The following is a 17,197-nucleotide window of genomic DNA, read 5'->3' as shown; positions in this document are numbered from 1 at the left end:
AAGGAGGAGTTCGCATGCCGGTTGTGAAAGATAAAATTTCAACAATTATCAACGGCAAAAGGGTCATAACGAAAAAACCTGAACTTCTTGCACCTGCCGGAAATTTGGAGAAATTAAAAATCGCCGTCATGTACGGTGCTGACGCCGTCTTCATTGGCGGACAAGAGTACGGCTTGCGTTCCAATGCCGATAATTTCTCCATTGAGGAAATTAAAGAAGGAGTTCAATTTGCTAATCAGTACGGGGCAAAAATATATGTGACGACAAACATTTATGCACATAATGAAAACATCCCTGGACTCGATCAATATTTAAAAGCGCTCGAAGACGCGGGAGTGTCAGGGGTCATTGTCGCAGATCCCCTCATTATTGAAACGTGCAGAAAGGTAGCCCCAAAATTGGAAGTCCACTTAAGCACCCAGCAATCCCTTTCGAATTGGAAAGCTGTCCAATTTTGGAAGGAGGAAGGTTTGGAGCGGGTCGTTCTAGCACGGGAAACGAGCGCTGAAGAAATTAGAGAAATAAAAGAAAAAGTAGATATTGAAATCGAAACGTTTATTCACGGTGCGATGTGCATTGCCTATTCAGGCCGCTGCACATTAAGCAATCATATGACAGCGCGAGATTCAAACAGAGGAGGATGCTGTCAGTCCTGCCGGTGGGATTATGATTTATATGAATATTATAAAGGCAAAGAAGTGCCTATGTTTGATGAGCAAGACTCGCCATTTGCAATGAGCGCTAAAGACTTAAAATTGGTTGAGTCGATTCCGAAAATGATTGAAATGGGGATCGACAGCTTGAAAATTGAAGGCCGCATGAAATCCATTCACTATGTTGCAACTGTTGTCAGTGTATATCGCAAAGTCATTGATGCATACTGCGCCGATCCCGATCATTTTGTCATGAAACAGGAATGGCTGGAAGAATTGGATAAATGCGCGAACAGAGAAACGGCTCCTGCCTTTTTTGAAGGAGTGCCTGGTTATCAAGAGCAATTATTTGGCACTCACAGCAAAAAAACAGCATACGACTTTGTCGGGCTTGTGCTTGACTGGAATCCAGAAACGAAAATGGTGACATTGCAGCAAAGAAACCATTTCAGACCCGGTGACGAAGTAGAATTTTTCGGTCCGCAAATTGACAATTTTCGCATTGTCATCGATAAAATTTGGGATGAAGATGGAAATGAATTGGATGCAGCAAGACATCCTTTGCAAATAATCCGCTTCAAGTGCGAGCATCCGCTATATCCGTATAATATGATGAGAAAAGAGACAAGATAGGGGAAGAATCTGGATTTTTTTATAAAAAAGCAAAACGTTTCTTGAACTGCCGATTATTTTGTAATAACATATCATAGATAAATATTTCCTTCTATAACTATGTTATAAAAGATTCTTTTCTGTCGAAAGAACGGCAGAAAAGTTCTTTCATTTTTTAGGAACCATTAGGGGGATATAAAGAAAAGGAGGACTATTATGGCGGAAGAAAAGGTATTTCCTATGACGAAAGCTGGGAAAGAAAAACTTGAACAAGAACTTGAGTATTTAAAAACGGTAAAGCGAAAAGAAGTTGTAGAACGAATAAAAGTGGCAAGATCATTTGGCGACCTATCAGAAAACTCTGAATATGATTCAGCAAAAGAAGAGCAAGCTTTTGTAGAAGGACGCATTACAACGCTCGAAAATATGATTCGCAATGCGAAAATTATTGAAGAAGACACAGAAAATAAAACAACTGTTTCACTTGGCAAATCTGTTACCTTTATTGAATTGCCTGATGGAGAAGAAGAAACTTATACAATTGTCGGAAGTGCAGAAGCAGATCCTTTCGAAGGGAAAATTTCCAATGATTCTCCGATGGCTAAAAGCCTGCTCGGCCGTCAAGTAGGGGAAGAAGTTGTAGTTCAGACGCCTGGCGGCGATATGACAGTCAAAATTGTACGTGTTGATTAATGTTGATAGCCTTTAATATAGTTTAAGATGTGCGCACCTCGTCGAAAATATAAGACGAGGTGTTTTTTTTATGAATAAGCGAATAAAATATATAGGCGTCTTCATCATTTTGTTAATGGGTGTTCTTATATATAGACTTGCGCAAATTCAACTGCTTGAAACCGAGTCATTTTCAGAACAAGATGTCAATTTGATGAAAGAAAGCGTCAAACAGAGGACACAAGAAGTAATTATAGATGATGGGCGGGGTCGATTTATTGATCGTGAAAATAAACCTTTGAACGAAACATATTTGCCTACGCTCGTTTTATTTCCATTTCTGAAAAATTATCAATGGCCGATCGATCAATTGGCGGCAGCCATTTCTGTTCGCAAGGATGAAATCGAACAATTATTGAAAGGAACGAAAAATGAACCTATTTTGTTGAATAAAGAAAAAGGATTTCAACTTGATGAACAGGATATAAAAGCCATCAATAAGTTAAAAATTCCGGGAGTATTCGGCATCTTTATGAAAACAGAGCAATCAGACAATATTGCTTCCCATCTTATTGGGATGACAAGCGAAAATGAAACAGAATGGAAAAAAAGGTACCCTGATAAGGAGAGCACGTCATTAAGTCCTGAAGTAGGCGTGACTGGACTGGAGGAGGCGTTTGATGAATTTTTGCAGCCGGAAGATGCGTCAAGACTTTTATATCATGTTGATGGTCTCGGCAGGCCTCTTTTCGGCGTCAATGTAAAATATATTGCCGATTCCAATCCATTTTACCCAATTGCCGTTCAAACAACGATTGACAAACATTTGCAAGAAAAAGCTGAACAAATTTTAACAAAACATCAAATAAATGAAGGCGGCCTCGTTCTGTTAGACATTGAAAACAGCGAAGTAGTTGCAATGGCCTCCAAACCGGATCTGGACCGGAATGATCCAAAAACATATGAAAATAAAATGCTTTCGGCAATGTTTCCTGGTTCTGTTTTTAAAACCGTTATCGCTGCAGCAGCGATCGACACAAACATGATCAAACCGGAAAGAACATTTAATTGTGACCGGAATGTCTACGGCCAAACAGAAAAAGAGGAAGAAAAGCGGGCTGGAACGCTTACGTTTGAAGAAAGCTTTGCGAAAAGCTGCAATTATGCGTTTGCTACGATCGGTCAGGAATTAATACAAAAAAAGAGCAATATAATTGAAGAATACGCAGAAAAGCTTGGCCTTCTCAGCTTCTCAGGCTGGTCGGGAAAAGTATACCATTACGATCAATTTAAACAATTTCCAAGGGAGCAAAGAGGAACGATTTGGGGAGATGACAGCGACAAAAGGTCAGCAAAGGCCATCGCACAAACCTCCATCGGACAAAAAAATGTAAAGGTTACTCCTCTAGCTGTCGCGAATATGATGGCTACAATTGCTCGCGGAGGAGAAAAAAGAGAAGTGAAAGTCGTGGATAAAATTTTATATAAAAACGGAGAAACGATGTATACATTCAAGAACCATTTGATGAAAGGAGAAAAAATTTCCCCTGCAACATCATCAAAATTAACGGATCTCCTGCTTCAAGTAGTCGCTCATCCTGATGGAACCGGCAGAGCGTTTCAAAGCTTGCCTGTTAAAGTAGCCGGCAAATCAGGCACTGCCGAAACGGGAACATTGAACGACAATGGAAAAAAATTATATCATAAATGGTTTGCCGGTTTTTTTCCTGCGGAACATCCGAAATATGCCTTAGTTGTTGTTGATATGAACAAAACGAGCGGTAGAGCAAAGACAAATGATGTTTTTTACGAAATGGTTGAACAGATTTATAATGTTAATGAAGAATAAAGTATGTTAAAATAATAACTCAAAGATTGGAGAAACAAAGGAGTTGACGGGGAATGGCGGGTTCTCGTTATGAAATTCGGGATAAAAAACGAAAAACGAATTTGATTTTAAATATTTTAATTGGAATTGTCGCCTTACTCATCCTCGTTATTGCTTCTCAGCTTTTTTTGGGAGGCGGTACTGAACAAGCGAATTCCAACAGTGAACAACAAAAAGAGCAATCAAGCTCATCTAAAAATATCGAAGAAGAGACAGTTGAACAATCTAACGATCAGCAGGAAGAAGAAAAAGCAGCTGAACGGAATGAAAGTAATGAAATTAAGGAGGAAGAGGACGAAAATACACAATCAGCAAATGAAGAAAAGGAATCGAGCGATGATCCTTTTGAAGGTGCAACAGTAACTGAAGGAGAAGCGGGTTCCGATGTTGAACAAATCATTGAAAATCCAAATTGGAAGCCGATCGGAACAGTCCAGACAGGTGAGCACGTTACGACTTATAAAAAGTCATCTGTAGATTGGAAGGAAATGGAAAAAGCATTAAGCTATGCAACAGGTGTTTCTCTTGAAAATATGCAGACCCTTTGGATCGGCAATAACGGAAGCCCGAATGATGCGAAAGGAACGATTCAAAACAAAGCAGACGGAAAAAAATATAGAGTATCCATTACATGGATAGACGGAGAGGGCTGGAAACCGACTAGAGTTGAAGTATTAAAATAGACTGAAAAACAAAAAAGACCCTCATGTGTAAAAAGCTGACTGTCAAACACTTGAGGGATCTTTTTTTATGATTTTTATAGCTATTCATGATAGAAAGGAATGTTGGAATATGAAAATTGCAATCATTGGTGCAATGGAAGAAGAAGTTCGCATCCTGCGCGAGAAATTGGATTGTACAAAAGAAGAGGAGATTGCAGGCTGCAGTTTTATGATTGGAAAATACAATCAAACTGATACGATTTTATTAAAATCAGGAATTGGAAAAGTGAATGCAGCCGTAAGCACCACTTTGCTGCTGGAGCGATATCGGCCGGATTATGTGATCAATACCGGCTCCGCCGGAGGATTTCATGAGTCTTTAAACGTAGGGGATGTTGTCATATCCACAGAGGTTCGCCATCATGATGTAGATGTGACGGCTTTTGGGTATGAATATGGTCAAGTTCCCGGGCTTCCTCCATCCTTTAAGGCCGATGAAAAACTGATTGAAATCGCTGAAAGAAAAGCAAAAGACATTTCAGGAATTCAGACGGTAAAAGGGGCGATCGCAACGGGGGATTCTTTTATGAACGACCCCGATAAAGTAGCTTTTGTCCGGTCTAAATTCAGCCATTTGTACGCTGTTGAGATGGAAGCTGCTGCTGTCGCGCAAGTGTGCTACAAATTTCAAACGCCTTTTGTCATCATCCGGGCGCTCTCAGATATCGCCGGAAAAGAGTCGAACATTTCCTTTGAACAATTTTTAGACAAAGCGGCTTTCAATTCATCGGAATTGGTTCTGAAAATGATTGAAGAACTAAGTTGAATGTAAATGGAAACTATTACAAGCCTATTAGCCCGAATCGATATGTTATTCTTTTATAATATAGAATAACTAATTCGATTAGGTGATATCATGGAGGAGAAAAAATTAAAAGAATTAATAGAAGACTATAAACATTTTGCTCTCGTTCTGCTAGCTGTCGGAACCTTTTTATACATCGGAATATGGATTCCTAATCATTCACCTCGGACCAATATACAAGAAATAATGCTAATCGGAACTTCAACGATGATGTTAGCCAGCTCTATTCTATTTTTTAAATTGTCATCGAAATATCAAAAAAAGCTTGATAAGTTGCAATCTTAATCATTTCTTGAAAAAGGGCTCCAAAAAGTCAGTATAGCTGACTCTTTTGAGCCCCTCTTTTTTGATAAAACATTAGGTGAATGAAGGCGGCATTGCTCTGTTTCATATGAAAACAGCAACTAGCGCTGCAATAAAGGCTGCCTTTTTACAGATTGAAAGCAGTTGTAATGGGCTCTCAACCGTAACGTTCGCATCCTGTCAAATCATGTTACCACCATTTTACGTCAAACAGCGGATTCGCTTTCTGCGATTTTTATTAATCGGTCAATTTTGAGATTCGTTTTTATATCTCGATTTGCGCCAATGCGCTGGAAAACCTGTAGCAAGGTTAATTTTGAGTTTTATGGGATGTCACATATCGGAAAGCCACTTTAAAATGAATTTTGCAGATATACGCGAGTAAATCATTCAGGAACTCTCGCAAATTTCGCACAAAATCTCGTTGAAAATGCTTTTCCTTTTATTCTTTTGACATCTTTTTTTCTTTTTCATTTCGGTAAAACTCATGAAACATTTTCATAAGTGCCCTTTTTTCGATTCTGGAAACATAACTTCTCGAAATGCCGAGCTCTTTTGCAATTTCACGCTGCGTTTTTTCCTGCTGCGTATTCAATCCAAACCGCCCGATAATGACTTCTTTTTCTCTTTCGTCTAGAATCGATAAATATTTCTTAATTTTTTCCAGCTCCATATTCAATTGAATCGTGTCGATAATATCTTCATTTTCTGATTTTAGCACATCTATTAAACTGATTTCGTTTCCTTCTTTATCTTGGCCAATAGGATCGTGTAGGGAAACATCTTTTTTTGTTTTTTTTAAGGAACGGAGATGCATTAAAATTTCATTTTCAATGCATCTTGCGGCATATGTAGCAAGCTTTGTCCCTTTGTTTTCGGAATAGCTTTCAATCGCTTTAATTAAACCAATTGTGCCGATGGATATGAGATCTTCCGAGTCTTCACCTGTATTTTCAAATTTTTTGACAATATGAGCGACAAGGCGCAAATTATGTTCAATTAATATATTTCTTGCTTCGTCATTTCCTTCGGCCATCAGGCGGAGATATTTTTTTTCTTCATTTGGGGAAAGCGGTTGAGGGAAAGCATTGTTTTTTACATATGAAACGAGAAAAACCAATTCTTTTATAAAATAGCTTAGTGCAGTCAAAATTCCAGACATGTTTTTCACCCCCGCATTACGTATTATTAAATTGTATGTGATTGCGGCTTTGTCCTTGTATGTCCTTCATGAAAAAGGGGAAAGAGTATGGAAAACAGCTGAGTTTTAGTTATAATGAGACAGTGAAGAAAAATGGATTGGTATCGGAGATCATCAGTTGAAAGGTATTAAGTCATTGTGGATTGACATCAACGATTATCTGTTAAAGGAGTTTAGCGGCTGTGGAACATGCAGCCATGCGCCGGGGGTAGGTTTTTAAGCAAAAAAAAAGACACCGCTAAGACGATGCTTTTAATAAGTGAGAGAGCGAGCGGCGCTTTATTTCCAATTCTATTAATTCGATGAATTCTTTGCTAAGCCTCATTTCGGTTGCTTTATAGTAAGATTCAATTAAAAATTCGTCCGATAAATTTTTCATAGAAGCGATCATGTTATGGAGAAAGCACCTCCTTTATTTATTACCATAAATTTACCATGTTTTTTAATAGAGAACAACCGTTCTGTTATCCACAGCCTTCGGTGGAAAAGCTGTGGGTAGTTTGTTTATATACTTTACTAAAGATTGATATGAATAGGTGGATATTGTGTATAAAATTATCCACAGCTGTTGAATATGTTAAAAAATTGTCGAATTTTTTTTGTGAAAACAATATTGTTTTGAAAGTAAACTCGAAATTCGGTATGATGAAAAATAGTTTAACAGTAGTCTATTTATTGAATTAAGAGGTGTTCAATTTGCTGAAAAGGTTTTTGCCCGGAGAATATGCGAAAAGCGTTTTTCATATTTATCCTCATTTTTTAAAGGAAAAAGGTATAAAAGGTATTATTACCGATTTAGATAATACTTTAGTAGAATGGGACAGGCCGAACGCAACTCCGAAATTGAAAAATTGGTTTGAAATGATGGAACAGAACGGGATTAAAGTGACAATTGTTTCAAATAATAACGAAAAACGCGTCCGTTCGTTTTCTGAACCGCTGAATATTCCGTTCATTTCGAAAGCGGGAAAACCCCGTGCAAAAGCGTTTAAAAAAGCGGCTGAGCAGATGGGGCTGAAAAAAGAAGAAGTTGTTGTGGTCGGCGACCAGCTGCTGACAGATGTTCTCGGAGGGAATCTCTGCGGTTTTCATACGATTTTAGTTGTGCCTGTATCGTCTACTGACGGCTTTTGGACCCGGATCAACAGGAAAATTGAAAGGAAAATTTTAAAATTGTTAAAACAGAAAGGCATGCTGCATTGGGAGGAGTGATGAGTTTGGATGAGAAGGTTTGCGTCGGGTGCGGAGTAAAAATTCAAACGGAAGATCCATCTGAAATTGGATATGCTCCAAAAGCTGCTCTTGAGAAAGAACAGCCGATCTGCCAAAGGTGTTTTCGGCTGAAACATTATAACGAAATTCAAGATGTCTCGTTAACAAATGAGGACTTTTTAAAAATTTTGCACGGCATTGGCAATACGAAAGCTCTTGTTGTGAAGGTTGTCGACATTTTTGATTTTAACGGAAGCTGGATCAACGGCATACAGCGTTTTATCGGCTACAATCCAGTCATTTTAATCGGCAATAAAGCAGATCTCCTTCCAAAATCGGTGAAAAAAGAAAAGGTTATTCGTTGGATGAAGAGAGAAGCAAAAGAGTATGGATTAACGCCATTGGATGTGCTTTTAATCAGCTCAGAAAAGGGACATGGCATTAAAGAAGCGGCAGAGCAAATAGATCATTATCGCAACGGAGAAAACGTGTATGTTGTTGGATGTACAAATGTTGGGAAATCAACTTTTATTAATCGAATCTTGAAGGAGGTTACGGGAGAAGGGGATATCATTACAACTTCCCATTATCCCGGCACAACGCTCAATCTAATTGAAATTCCGTTAGATGACGGCGCAGTTTTATACGATACACCAGGCATTATCAATGATCATCAGATGGCGCACTTTATTGATAAGCGCGACCTAAAGCTTCTATCGCCGAAAAAAGAAATTAAGCCTAGAGTGTTCCAGTTAAATGAAAGGCAAACTTTATACTTCGGCGGATTGGCAAGACTGGATTATATAAAGGGAGGACGTTCCTCCATTGTGTGCTATATTCCGAACAGCATTGACATTCATCGAACAAAACTGGAGAAGGCGGATCATTTATATGCAACACATTTAGGGGAGCTTTTAACCCCTCCTAGTAAAGAAGCAGTCGAATCCTTTCCAGAACTTGTCCCGCACGAATTCACTATAAATGGAAAAAAGAAAGATATCGTGTTTTCAGGTCTTGGATGGGTAACGATCCACGATGGACCGAAAAGAGTTGTTGCTTATGCACCTAAAGATGTACATGTGGGCGTCCGTCATTCATTAATATAAAAACAAAAAGGTGGAGAGGATTTCAAATGGAGCAAGTTTACGGAGTAATAGGCGACCCGATCGGTCATTCGCTTTCTCCTCTCATTCATAACGATGCTTTCGATTACTTAAATATGAATGCCCGCTATCACGCATTTCAAGTAAAAGGGGAAGAGCTTGAACAAGCGGTAAAAGGGATGAAGGCTCTTGGCATAAAGGGATTTAATGTAACGGTTCCGCATAAAGTGTCAATCATTCCTTTTCTTGATGAGTTGGATGAATCAGCTCAATTGCTTCACGCGGTAAATACAGTAAAAAACGAAGACGGGAGATTAATCGGTTTTAACACAGACGGATACGGATTTTACCTGTCATTGAAAGAGCATATTGACAATACCAATCCCCGAGATTTAAAAGTGCTGCTGATCGGGGCGGGCGGAGCCGCTCGGGCGATCTATACAACGCTGGCGAAAGAAGGCTTTGCGTTCATTGATATTGTAAACAGAACAGCAGAGCGGGCTCATCTGTTAAAGGAAAACTGCAGCTATGAGACAAAAGGAAACGTTTATTCATTCCAACAACTCGATCAAACGTCCAATGAATATGATGTCATCATTCAAACGACATCCATCGGGATGAAGCCGAATATCGAAGAAAAGCCGATTGAATTAACCGGACGCGTTCACGGCGGAACTGTCGTTGCTGATATCATTTATAATCCGCTGAAAACGATGTTATTAAAAGAGGCTGAAAAGCTGGGCCTTAAAACTGTTGACGGAGTAGGAATGTTTGTTTATCAAGGGGCATGTGCATTTCAAATATGGACGAATGTGGAACCTGATGTCAGTCGAATGAAAAAGCTCGTATATGAAAAATTAGGAGGAAAATCATGACTTTAACTGGAAAACAAAAACGTTTTTTACGCTCTCTTGCACATCATCTGAACCCGATTTTCCAAATTGGAAAGGGCGGAGTAAATTCAAATTTGCTTCAGCAGGTGAACGATTGTTTAGAAGCAAGAGAGCTCATAAAAGTGAACGTGCTGAAAAATTGTGATGAAGACAAAGCAGCAGTTGCTCAAGCACTTGTTGATGGGACAAATGCCCATCTCGTCCAAATCATCGGAAATGTCATTGTTTTATATAAAGAATCAAAAGAAAAAAAACAAATCATTTTGCCTGAATAAACGAACGGATGGTGCGGAAAAATTGGGTAAAATCGGAATTTTTGGGGGGACATTTGACCCGCCCCATAACGGACATTTATTAATGGCCAATGAGGTTCTTCATTCTCTTAATCTGGACAAAATATGGTTTATGCCGAACAATATTCCACCCCATAAACAAAAGGAGCCGGTGACAGAAACACACCACCGGGTAAATATGCTGAAAAGAGCAATTGAAGGAAATCCATTTTTTCAAGTCCAATTAATTGAACTTGAAAGAGAGGGTCCGTCTTTTACGTATGACACAGTGAAAATATTGAAAGAAAGATATCCAAACGAAGAATTTTATTTTATTATTGGATCAGATATGATTGAAAATTTGCCTCATTGGCATCGAATAGAGGAATTGATGGATATGGTGCAATTTGTCGGCGTGAAACGTAACGGATACTCGAATGAGAGCACATTTTTCGTAAAAGAGGTGGAAGTTCCTCAGTTTGATGTTTCCTCTACAATGATCAGAGAGCGATTGAAAAACGGACAAGCGGTGGACTATCTTCTGCCCAAAAAAGTTATTCAATATATAGGGGAGAATCGATTATATGGAACGTGAAAAAGCGTTAGCAGTTGTGGAAAAGGCGATAACGAAACAGCGTTATCAACATACTTTAGGCGTAATGGAGACAGCCATCAGTTTGGCAAAGCGGTACGGCGCCGATGTGAAAAAGGCAGAATTAGCAGCTATTTTTCATGATTATGCCAAATTTCGGCCAAAAGATGAAATGAGAAAAATTATTATTGAACAAAATATGCCGAAGGACTTGCTGGAATATAATACAGAACTTTGGCATGCACCTGTTGGCGCCTATTTAGTCGAGAAGGAAGTCGGCATTTCTGATAAAGAAATTTTAGATGCGATCCGCTACCATACATCCGGAAGAGAAAACATGACTCTTCTTGAAAAAGTGATTTATTTAGCTGATTATATTGAACCGGGTAGAAGCTTCCCCGGAGTCGATGAAGTCAGGGAATTGGCACAAAAAGATTTAAATGAAGCGCTCGTTCAGTCGATATCCAATACGATTGCATTTTTAATGAAGAAAAAGCAGCCGATTTACCCTGAAACGTTTAAAACTTATAATGCGCTCGTAATGAAAAATTGAAGGAGTGAAGTGGATGAATTCGCGTGATATTCTAGCTTTAACTGTTAAAGCAGGCAGCGATAAAAAAGCAGAAGATATCGTAGTATTAAACATGCAAGGAATCTCTCTAATAGCTGATTATTTTATGATATGCCATGCGAATAACGAAAAAAATGTGCAAGCAATTGCCAGAGAAATGAAAGAGAAAGCAGAGGAAAACGGAATTCCCGTCAAGCGTCTCGAAGGGTTTGACGAGGCAAAATGGGTTCTCATTGATTTAGGAGATGTCGTTGCTCATGTTTTCCATAGGGATGAAAGAAGCTATTATAATTTAGAAAAATTATGGGGAGATGCTCCGCGCGAAGAAGTGAGCGAGTGGTTAGCTTGATTTATAAGCATTTTGCATCTGTGTACGACCGATTAATGAAAGATGTTCCTTATGATGAATGGGCGCAATTTTTGCATCAAGCGATTCAACGATATGGAAACGGCGGGAACCGGGTGCTAGATTTAGCTTGTGGAACAGGAGAAATATCGTATAGGATGGCTGAGCTTGGGTATGAGCTAACAGGTGTCGATCTCTCCGGAGAAATGCTCGCCGTTGCCCAGGAAAAGATGATGAAAAAAGGGTTTGATGCGCTCTTTATTGAACAAGATATGAGGGAGCTTAAAGGCTACAAGCCTTTTGATGCGGTGTTATTAAATTGCGATTCCATCAACTACTTGCTGAAGGAAGAGGATGTGGTCAAAACGTTTCAAGTCGTATACGACCACTTGAACCGAAACGGCTTATTTCTGTTTGATGCCCATTCTGTTCATAAAATGGAGAAAATATTTAAACATGCTGTATTCGCTGATAATGATGAGGATGTCAGCTATATTTGGAAATGCTTTGACGGTGAATATCCAAACAGTGTCATTCATGAATTAACCTTCTTTGTGAACAATGGAACGGATTATGTACGGTTGGATGAAGACCATTATCAAAGAACTTTTTCAATTTCTGAGTACCGACATATGTTGGAAAAGTGCGGCTTTACGATCGTTGACATAACGGATGGAATTTTTCAAAGCCCGGACATCGAGCAGGCGGAACGAATATTTTATATTGCGAAAAAAAGTTGAAACCATCGAATGTAATTTTTTTTCGATGGTTTTTTTCATTTTAGCAGGAATTTTCATGAGCCCTGCAGAATATTATTCATTGTCAAATTGATGCCTCACTTTTTGTAAATCTTCATCAAATTTTGCATGGGTGCTTTGAAATAAATGATGAAACATGTCGCCTAGTTCATTTTCAAGCACTTTAATCCCCTCTCCGGTAACTCCCCCTTTTACGTGCACTTTTTCCTGCAATGTCGGAAGCGTGTAATACCCGCTTTCAAGCAGCTTGCCTATGCCGATCATCATCTCGTTTGCTAATTGAACCGCATCCTCTTTCGAAATGTCTGTTTCCGCCGCAGCAGCTTCAATAAATTTTTGTAGCAAAAAGCTGAAAAAAGCCGGTCCGCAGCTGACGATATCAGATGCAACACGGGTAATGTTATTTTCTATTAAGATTGGCTTTGATATTTTTTCAAACATGGAAAGAATGATATTTCTTGTATGTTCGCTGCATCTATTTCCAAATGTCAGCAAAGCAGCTCCCGCTTTAGCCCTGTTTGTTATGCTTGGTATGACTCGGGCTACTTGGCATGGAACAGCCGATTCGATTTGCTCGACTGAAATCGGGCTCGTAATGGAAATTAAACATTGATGTCCTTGTAAACCAGTTTTCAGTTCCTTTAAAAGGGGGTGTATATCTAAAGGCTTAACGCATAGAAATATGAAATCGCTTTGATGAACGACCTCTATACTTGATGTACAAACATGTATTTCAGGATATTTCCGTTTGATGGCATATGCCTTTTGAATCGTTCTATTCGTTATAAACAACGATGAGGGTGTTGATACTTTTGCCTCGCAAAAAGCTTCAATGAGAATACGCCCCATATTGCCGGTTCCTATAAACCCTATTTTCACTTTTCACCCCTCCTTTTTTTAACATTGTTCTCCTACACGATATGTTCTGCTGCCTTATTTTATGAATGAATATTTAGAAAGGGGAATTCATGTGCATGAACCATTTCCTTTTTATAAAAAAGTATGGGGTTTTTTTGTTAATCATTTTCGCTGCCATTTTGTTTTTTATCATCAACAACTGGCGTGATTCAAACGAGATCGAAGTTTCCGATGAACCATTGCTGGAAACGGATGAACGAACGCCGATGCAAAAAAGCAGAGAAGATGATGACGAAGAAGAGAATGAGCACCGTAACGAACAGACGACGATGATTTATATTGATGTAAAGGGGGCAGTTCGTAAGCCTGGTGTTTATGAATTGCCGTCATCCAGCAGGGTGTTTGAAGCAATCGAAAAAGCTGGAGGAATGAATGACCAGGCAGACGGAAATCGTGTGAATCTGGCCAGAAAGCTAACAGACGGTATGGTTGTTTATGTGCCAAAGCTAGGCGAAAAAATTGACGAAAATGCTCTTATGGATGAAAGCGGCGCAAATGCTGATGCTTCACAAAGACCGCAAGAGAAAGAAAAAATCAATATTAATACGGCGACAAAGGAAGAGCTGCAAAAATTAACGGGAATCGGCCCTGCAAAAGCGGAAGCAATTATCGCACACCGTGAAGAAAACGGGCCGTTTCAAAAAGAAGAGGATTTATTGGAGGTTACCGGTATAGGAGAAAAAACGTTTGAAAAGATCAAAAATGAGATTAGCGTTGACGAACATGAAGACTTGTCGATAAACTGAAAAAGAATGTTTACAAAATTCGGAGGGGTAAAAGTGGATCGAATTTCTTGGAATCATTATTTCATGGCGCAAAGCCATTTGCTTGCGCTGAGAAGCACATGTACAAGGCTTGCTGTCGGTGCTACGATTGTCCGCGATAAACGGATTATTGCGGGGGGATATAACGGCTCGATCGCAGGAGGAGTCCACTGTATTGATGAAGGCTGCTATGTGATTGATAACCATTGTGTTCGAACGATCCATGCGGAGATGAATGCGATATTGCAATGCGCCAAATTTGGAGTGGCAACAGCAGGAGCGGAAATTTACGTCACGCATTTTCCATGCTTAGCTTGCACAAAAGCGATTATTCAAGCGGGTATTCAAAGTGTATACTATGCAAAAGATTACAAAAATCATCCATATGCAATGGAATTATTTGAACAAGCAGGTGTTCATATAGAAAAAGTCGCATTCGATGAAACGACTTTGGATTTAAAAAATGAAGAAAAGCGCGAATATGTTGAGCAGCTTTTAAATGCTTTAAAACATCTCGGCGTATCAGAAACGGACTTGAAAAAATGGAATGAACAAGCCCGTCAACTTTTCGGCTGATCTAATCGAAAAGGAGGTTATTTTTTTGAGAGGCCAGTGGGCATATGTCGCGATTTCCGCATTGTTGGCGATTGTTTCCGCTACCTCTTTTCCTTCCCTTCTTCCTTTTTTCATTTTTGCTGCACTTCTTTTTTTCTTATGGCTTCAACATAAAAGGAAATTAGCTTTCATCGTTGCTTGCTCGTTTTTGTTCATGCTTCCATATTTTCATTGGTATGATCAACAAAATAAAACAAATTATCACGAAGGCATGTTATCAGCAAAAGGAAAGGTAATCTCCTCTCCTGAAATCGACGGGGATCTGATAACATTTGCGGTCGAGACGAATCAGGGAGAAAAGCTGACGGCCCGTTATACATTGAAAACAGAACAAGAGATGAAAAGTACAAATAATATACGGCCAGGTGATATATGCAATTTTTCAGGAAAGCTTGAAAAACCGAAAAATAACACAAATGAAAATGCGTTTAATTATAAGCGCTATTTGTATTTTCAGCAAATCCACTGGCTGTATAAGCTCGACAAAATCGGGCATTGTACATATAAGCCGTCATGGAAAGATCATTTGGAAAATTACCGGCAAAAAATGATTGAATGGATTCATCATAAATTTCCAGAAAAAACAGCCGGCTTCGTCCTTGCTTTGACGGTAGGCTATCAGAACAATATTCCAGAAGAAGATCTTGCCGCTTATCGAAAGCTAGGGATTGTTCATATTCTTTCGATTTCAGGTCTTCACGTAAGCATATTAATCGCCTCACTTTACATCTTCCTTTTGCGGCTGGGCATTTCAAAAGAACAAACCATTATGATTTTGATTTGCTTCCTCCCCTTTTATGCATTGTTAACAGGAGGAGCTCCGCCTGTCGTCCGCGCCTCTCTTATGGCAGCGCTGATCATGGGAGGAACACTTTTTAAACAAAACATGCCCCTTTCTGATTCAATCTCATTCAGCTTTCTTCTCATGACATTTCTTGACCCGTATGAAGTTTTTCATCTTGGATTTCAGCTTTCTTACGCAGTCACATTTTCGCTAATTTTATCAAGACAAATCTTTCAAAAATGCAGAAATTCATTGCAATTGTTGGCAGCAGTTTCATTTGTTGCCCAAACTGCTTCACTGCCGATTATATGCTACTATTTTTATCAATTTTCTCTATTGAGCTTTATCATGAATATTATGTTTGTGCCGCTATACACGTTCTTTTTGCTGCCGCTTACCATGATCACTCTCATTTTAACCGTAATTTCTTCTTCCATCGGTTCAATGTTTGTTTCCCTTCTTCACACTTCTTTTACATTGTCGTCCAAAACAGCATTATTTTTCAGTAATTTGCCTTTTTTCATGATAACAACTGGAAAACCGACTGTTTATTTATTTTTGCTGCAATGCGTCATTTTTATTGCTGTTTTCTTTCAAATGGAGCATAAGCCGATGGCAAAATGGGGAAAACCGATATTATGCAGCGGTTTGCTCACTGCATTGCTTTTGATAGCAGGGAAAATGACCATGCCGGGAGAAGTAACAGTTCTTGATGTCGGACAAGGAGACAGCATTTTTATTAGAGAGCCCGGCTTAGGTAACAGTTATTTAATTGATACAGGAGGAATGGCTGTATTTGAAAAAGAAAGCTGGCAGATGCGAAAAAAACCGTTTTCCATCGCATTGGACGTCCTGATCCCTTATTTTCAGTCGAAAGGGGTAGAGGAAATTGAAATTTTGTTTTTAACTCATGGAGACTATGACCATATCGGCGAGTCATTAACCTTAATCAAACAATTTCGAGTAAACAAATTGGTTATTCCAAAATATTTTTCCAGAGAAGAGCTTGAAAAGCAAATAGTAAAAGAAGCGAAAAATCGAGGAATTGAAATATTTGAATTAGAAGCAGGAGATCGGATCACAGGCAGAACAGCTTTCCACGTTCTCTCTCCTTTCACAAAATCGGATTCTAAAAATAATGATTCTCTCGTCCTAATGGCAAAAATAGGCGGGTTGCGCTGGCTGTTTACCGGTGATCTTGAAGAAAGCGGAGAGCGGCACATGATTAAACAATATCCAAAAATGACTGCGGATGTGGTCAAAATCGGGCATCATGGAAGCAGAACTTCGACTAGCGATATATTTTTACAAACAATTGATCCGAAGATCGGGGTCATTTCAGCAGGAAGAAACAATCGTTTCGGACATCCTCATCAAGAAGTATTGAATCGATTAAAAAAACAAAACGTATCCATTTTTCGTACAGATCAAATGGGTGCTGTCCAATACAAATATCGAAAGTCTCAAGGAACCTTTTTATTCTACCCGCCATACGATACATTAACAAAATAGG

Annotated in this window: 20 protein-coding genes; 17 read left to right on the top strand and 3 right to left on the bottom strand. The window is 39.1% G+C overall.

Annotated features, from left to right (window positions below):
- The first annotated feature begins 14 nt into the window (after nucleotides 1-14).
- From NSU02_RS14030 to NSU02_RS14005, 6 genes are all read left to right on the top strand, one after another.
- Complete coding sequence (locus NSU02_RS14030) at nucleotides 15-1,286, top strand: U32 family peptidase (RefSeq protein ID WP_063388000.1); 1,272 nt, start codon at nucleotides 15-17, stop codon at nucleotides 1,284-1,286.
- Nucleotides 1,287-1,481: 195 nt separating this feature from the next.
- A complete protein-coding gene (gene greA, locus NSU02_RS14025) occupies nucleotides 1,482-1,958 on the top strand; it encodes a transcription elongation factor GreA (RefSeq protein WP_063388001.1) in 477 nt (158 codons plus the stop codon).
- Nucleotides 1,959-2,028: 70 nt separating this feature from the next.
- Nucleotides 2,029-3,786, top strand: coding sequence for a penicillin-binding protein 2 (locus NSU02_RS14020; protein ID WP_339193138.1), 1,758 nt, complete (start codon nucleotides 2,029-2,031; stop codon nucleotides 3,784-3,786).
- Nucleotides 3,787-3,839: 53 nt separating this feature from the next.
- Nucleotides 3,840-4,508 carry a DUF1510 family protein gene (locus NSU02_RS14015; protein ID WP_339193136.1) on the top strand — a complete coding sequence of 223 codons (669 nt, stop codon included), beginning with the start codon at nucleotides 3,840-3,842 and terminating at the stop codon, nucleotides 4,506-4,508.
- A gap of 109 nt (nucleotides 4,509-4,617) precedes the next feature.
- Nucleotides 4,618-5,313, top strand: coding sequence for a 5'-methylthioadenosine/S-adenosylhomocysteine nucleosidase (mtnN, locus tag NSU02_RS14010; RefSeq protein ID WP_339193134.1), 696 nt, complete (start codon nucleotides 4,618-4,620; stop codon nucleotides 5,311-5,313).
- Between the two features lie 90 nt (nucleotides 5,314-5,403).
- Nucleotides 5,404-5,637, top strand: a complete 234-nt coding sequence (locus NSU02_RS14005) for a YrhC family protein (protein WP_063388004.1) — start codon at nucleotides 5,404-5,406, stop codon at nucleotides 5,635-5,637.
- 460 nt (nucleotides 5,638-6,097) lie between these two features.
- On the opposite strand, the gene sigK is transcribed toward NSU02_RS14005, so the two are convergent.
- Both sigK and NSU02_RS13995 read right to left on the bottom strand, forming a co-directional pair.
- Nucleotides 6,098-6,817 (bottom strand): RNA polymerase sporulation sigma factor SigK, encoded by a 720-nt coding sequence (gene sigK, locus NSU02_RS14000; protein ID WP_063388005.1) that lies wholly within the window; start codon nucleotides 6,815-6,817, stop codon nucleotides 6,098-6,100.
- A gap of 277 nt (nucleotides 6,818-7,094) precedes the next feature.
- Nucleotides 7,095-7,235, bottom strand: coding sequence for a sporulation histidine kinase inhibitor Sda (locus NSU02_RS13995; protein WP_063388169.1), 141 nt, complete (start codon nucleotides 7,233-7,235; stop codon nucleotides 7,095-7,097).
- 317 nt (nucleotides 7,236-7,552) lie between these two features.
- On the opposite strand from NSU02_RS13995, the gene NSU02_RS13990 reads away from it, so the two are divergent.
- From NSU02_RS13990 to NSU02_RS13955, 8 genes are read left to right on the top strand one after another with little or no spacing between them, the layout of a single operon-like run.
- Complete coding sequence (locus NSU02_RS13990; protein ID WP_339193131.1) at nucleotides 7,553-8,068, top strand: YqeG family HAD IIIA-type phosphatase; 516 nt, start codon at nucleotides 7,553-7,555, stop codon at nucleotides 8,066-8,068.
- A gap of 5 nt (nucleotides 8,069-8,073) precedes the next feature.
- On the top strand, nucleotides 8,074-9,174 hold the full coding sequence (gene yqeH, locus NSU02_RS13985; RefSeq protein ID WP_339193129.1) for a ribosome biogenesis GTPase YqeH: 1,101 nt from the start codon (nucleotides 8,074-8,076) through the stop codon (nucleotides 9,172-9,174).
- Nucleotides 9,175-9,200: 26 nt separating this feature from the next.
- A complete protein-coding gene (gene aroE, locus NSU02_RS13980; protein ID WP_066250548.1) occupies nucleotides 9,201-10,046 on the top strand; it encodes a shikimate dehydrogenase in 846 nt (281 codons plus the stop codon).
- Entirely contained in the window at nucleotides 10,043-10,339 is a 297-nt protein-coding gene (yhbY, locus tag NSU02_RS13975; protein WP_063388009.1) for a ribosome assembly RNA-binding protein YhbY, read from the top strand. Before aroE ends, yhbY begins: the two co-directional genes overlap by 4 nt.
- A gap of 22 nt (nucleotides 10,340-10,361) precedes the next feature.
- Entirely contained in the window at nucleotides 10,362-10,931 is a 570-nt protein-coding gene (locus NSU02_RS13970; protein ID WP_066250550.1) for a nicotinate-nucleotide adenylyltransferase, read from the top strand.
- Nucleotides 10,921-11,481, top strand: coding sequence for a bis(5'-nucleosyl)-tetraphosphatase (symmetrical) YqeK (gene yqeK / locus NSU02_RS13965; RefSeq protein WP_063388011.1), 561 nt, complete (start codon nucleotides 10,921-10,923; stop codon nucleotides 11,479-11,481). The genes NSU02_RS13970 and yqeK overlap by 11 nt, the downstream gene beginning before the upstream one ends.
- 13 nt (nucleotides 11,482-11,494) lie before the next feature.
- Nucleotides 11,495-11,848 carry a ribosome silencing factor gene (gene rsfS, locus NSU02_RS13960; protein ID WP_063388012.1) on the top strand — a complete coding sequence of 118 codons (354 nt, stop codon included), beginning with the start codon at nucleotides 11,495-11,497 and terminating at the stop codon, nucleotides 11,846-11,848.
- Nucleotides 11,836-12,585, top strand: coding sequence for a class I SAM-dependent methyltransferase (locus NSU02_RS13955; protein WP_339193126.1), 750 nt, complete (start codon nucleotides 11,836-11,838; stop codon nucleotides 12,583-12,585). The genes rsfS and NSU02_RS13955 overlap by 13 nt, the downstream gene beginning before the upstream one ends.
- 72 nt (nucleotides 12,586-12,657) lie before the next feature.
- Here the strand turns inward: NSU02_RS13955 and comER are convergent, their stop codons facing one another.
- A complete protein-coding gene (gene comER / locus NSU02_RS13950; protein WP_066250551.1) occupies nucleotides 12,658-13,482 on the bottom strand; it encodes a late competence protein ComER in 825 nt (274 codons plus the stop codon).
- 95 nt (nucleotides 13,483-13,577) lie between these two features.
- On the opposite strand from comER, the gene NSU02_RS13945 reads away from it, so the two are divergent.
- From NSU02_RS13945 to NSU02_RS13935, 3 genes are read left to right on the top strand one after another with little or no spacing between them, the layout of a single operon-like run.
- Nucleotides 13,578-14,267, top strand: a complete 690-nt coding sequence (locus NSU02_RS13945; protein ID WP_339193123.1) for a helix-hairpin-helix domain-containing protein — start codon at nucleotides 13,578-13,580, stop codon at nucleotides 14,265-14,267.
- A gap of 33 nt (nucleotides 14,268-14,300) precedes the next feature.
- Entirely contained in the window at nucleotides 14,301-14,861 is a 561-nt protein-coding gene (locus tag NSU02_RS13940; RefSeq protein ID WP_063388016.1) for a ComE operon protein 2, read from the top strand.
- Between the two features lie 25 nt (nucleotides 14,862-14,886).
- Complete coding sequence (locus NSU02_RS13935) at nucleotides 14,887-17,196, top strand: DNA internalization-related competence protein ComEC/Rec2 (protein WP_339193121.1); 2,310 nt, start codon at nucleotides 14,887-14,889, stop codon at nucleotides 17,194-17,196.
- Nucleotide 17,197: the final 1 nt, after the last annotated feature.

Source organism: Aeribacillus sp. FSL W8-0870, from assembly GCF_037963755.1.
GTDB classification, from domain to species: Bacteria; Bacillota; Bacilli; order Bacillales; family Aeribacillaceae; genus Aeribacillus; species Aeribacillus composti.
Note: the sequence above shows the minus strand (reverse complement) of the source record. Positions and strands in the feature narration are given on the sequence as shown.

What these genes read in the sequence shown, in the direction of transcription:
- NSU02_RS14030 (WP_063388000.1), top strand. Translation starts at nt 15, where the DNA reads ATGCCGGTTGTGAAAGATAAAATTTCAACAATTATCAACGGCAAAAGG.
- NSU02_RS14015 (WP_339193136.1), top strand. Translation starts at nt 3,840, where the DNA reads ATGGCGGGTTCTCGTTATGAAATTCGGGATAAAAAACGAAAAACGAAT.
- rsfS (WP_063388012.1), top strand. Translation starts at nt 11,495, where the DNA reads ATGAATTCGCGTGATATTCTAGCTTTAACTGTTAAAGCAGGCAGCGAT.
- NSU02_RS14005 (WP_063388004.1), top strand. Translation starts at nt 5,404, where the DNA reads ATGGAGGAGAAAAAATTAAAAGAATTAATAGAAGACTATAAACATTTT.
- mtnN (WP_339193134.1), top strand. Translation starts at nt 4,618, where the DNA reads ATGAAAATTGCAATCATTGGTGCAATGGAAGAAGAAGTTCGCATCCTG.
- aroE (WP_066250548.1), top strand. Translation starts at nt 9,201, where the DNA reads ATGGAGCAAGTTTACGGAGTAATAGGCGACCCGATCGGTCATTCGCTT.
- NSU02_RS13995 (WP_063388169.1), bottom strand. Translation starts at nt 7,235, where the DNA reads ATGAAAAATTTATCGGACGAATTTTTAATTGAATCTTACTATAAAGCA.
- NSU02_RS13945 (WP_339193123.1), top strand. Translation starts at nt 13,578, where the DNA reads ATGAACCATTTCCTTTTTATAAAAAAGTATGGGGTTTTTTTGTTAATC.
- NSU02_RS14020 (WP_339193138.1), top strand. Translation starts at nt 2,029, where the DNA reads ATGAATAAGCGAATAAAATATATAGGCGTCTTCATCATTTTGTTAATG.
- greA (WP_063388001.1), top strand. Translation starts at nt 1,482, where the DNA reads ATGGCGGAAGAAAAGGTATTTCCTATGACGAAAGCTGGGAAAGAAAAA.
- sigK (WP_063388005.1), bottom strand. Translation starts at nt 6,817, where the DNA reads ATGTCTGGAATTTTGACTGCACTAAGCTATTTTATAAAAGAATTGGTT.
- yhbY (WP_063388009.1), top strand. Translation starts at nt 10,043, where the DNA reads ATGACTTTAACTGGAAAACAAAAACGTTTTTTACGCTCTCTTGCACAT.
- yqeK (WP_063388011.1), top strand. Translation starts at nt 10,921, where the DNA reads ATGGAACGTGAAAAAGCGTTAGCAGTTGTGGAAAAGGCGATAACGAAA.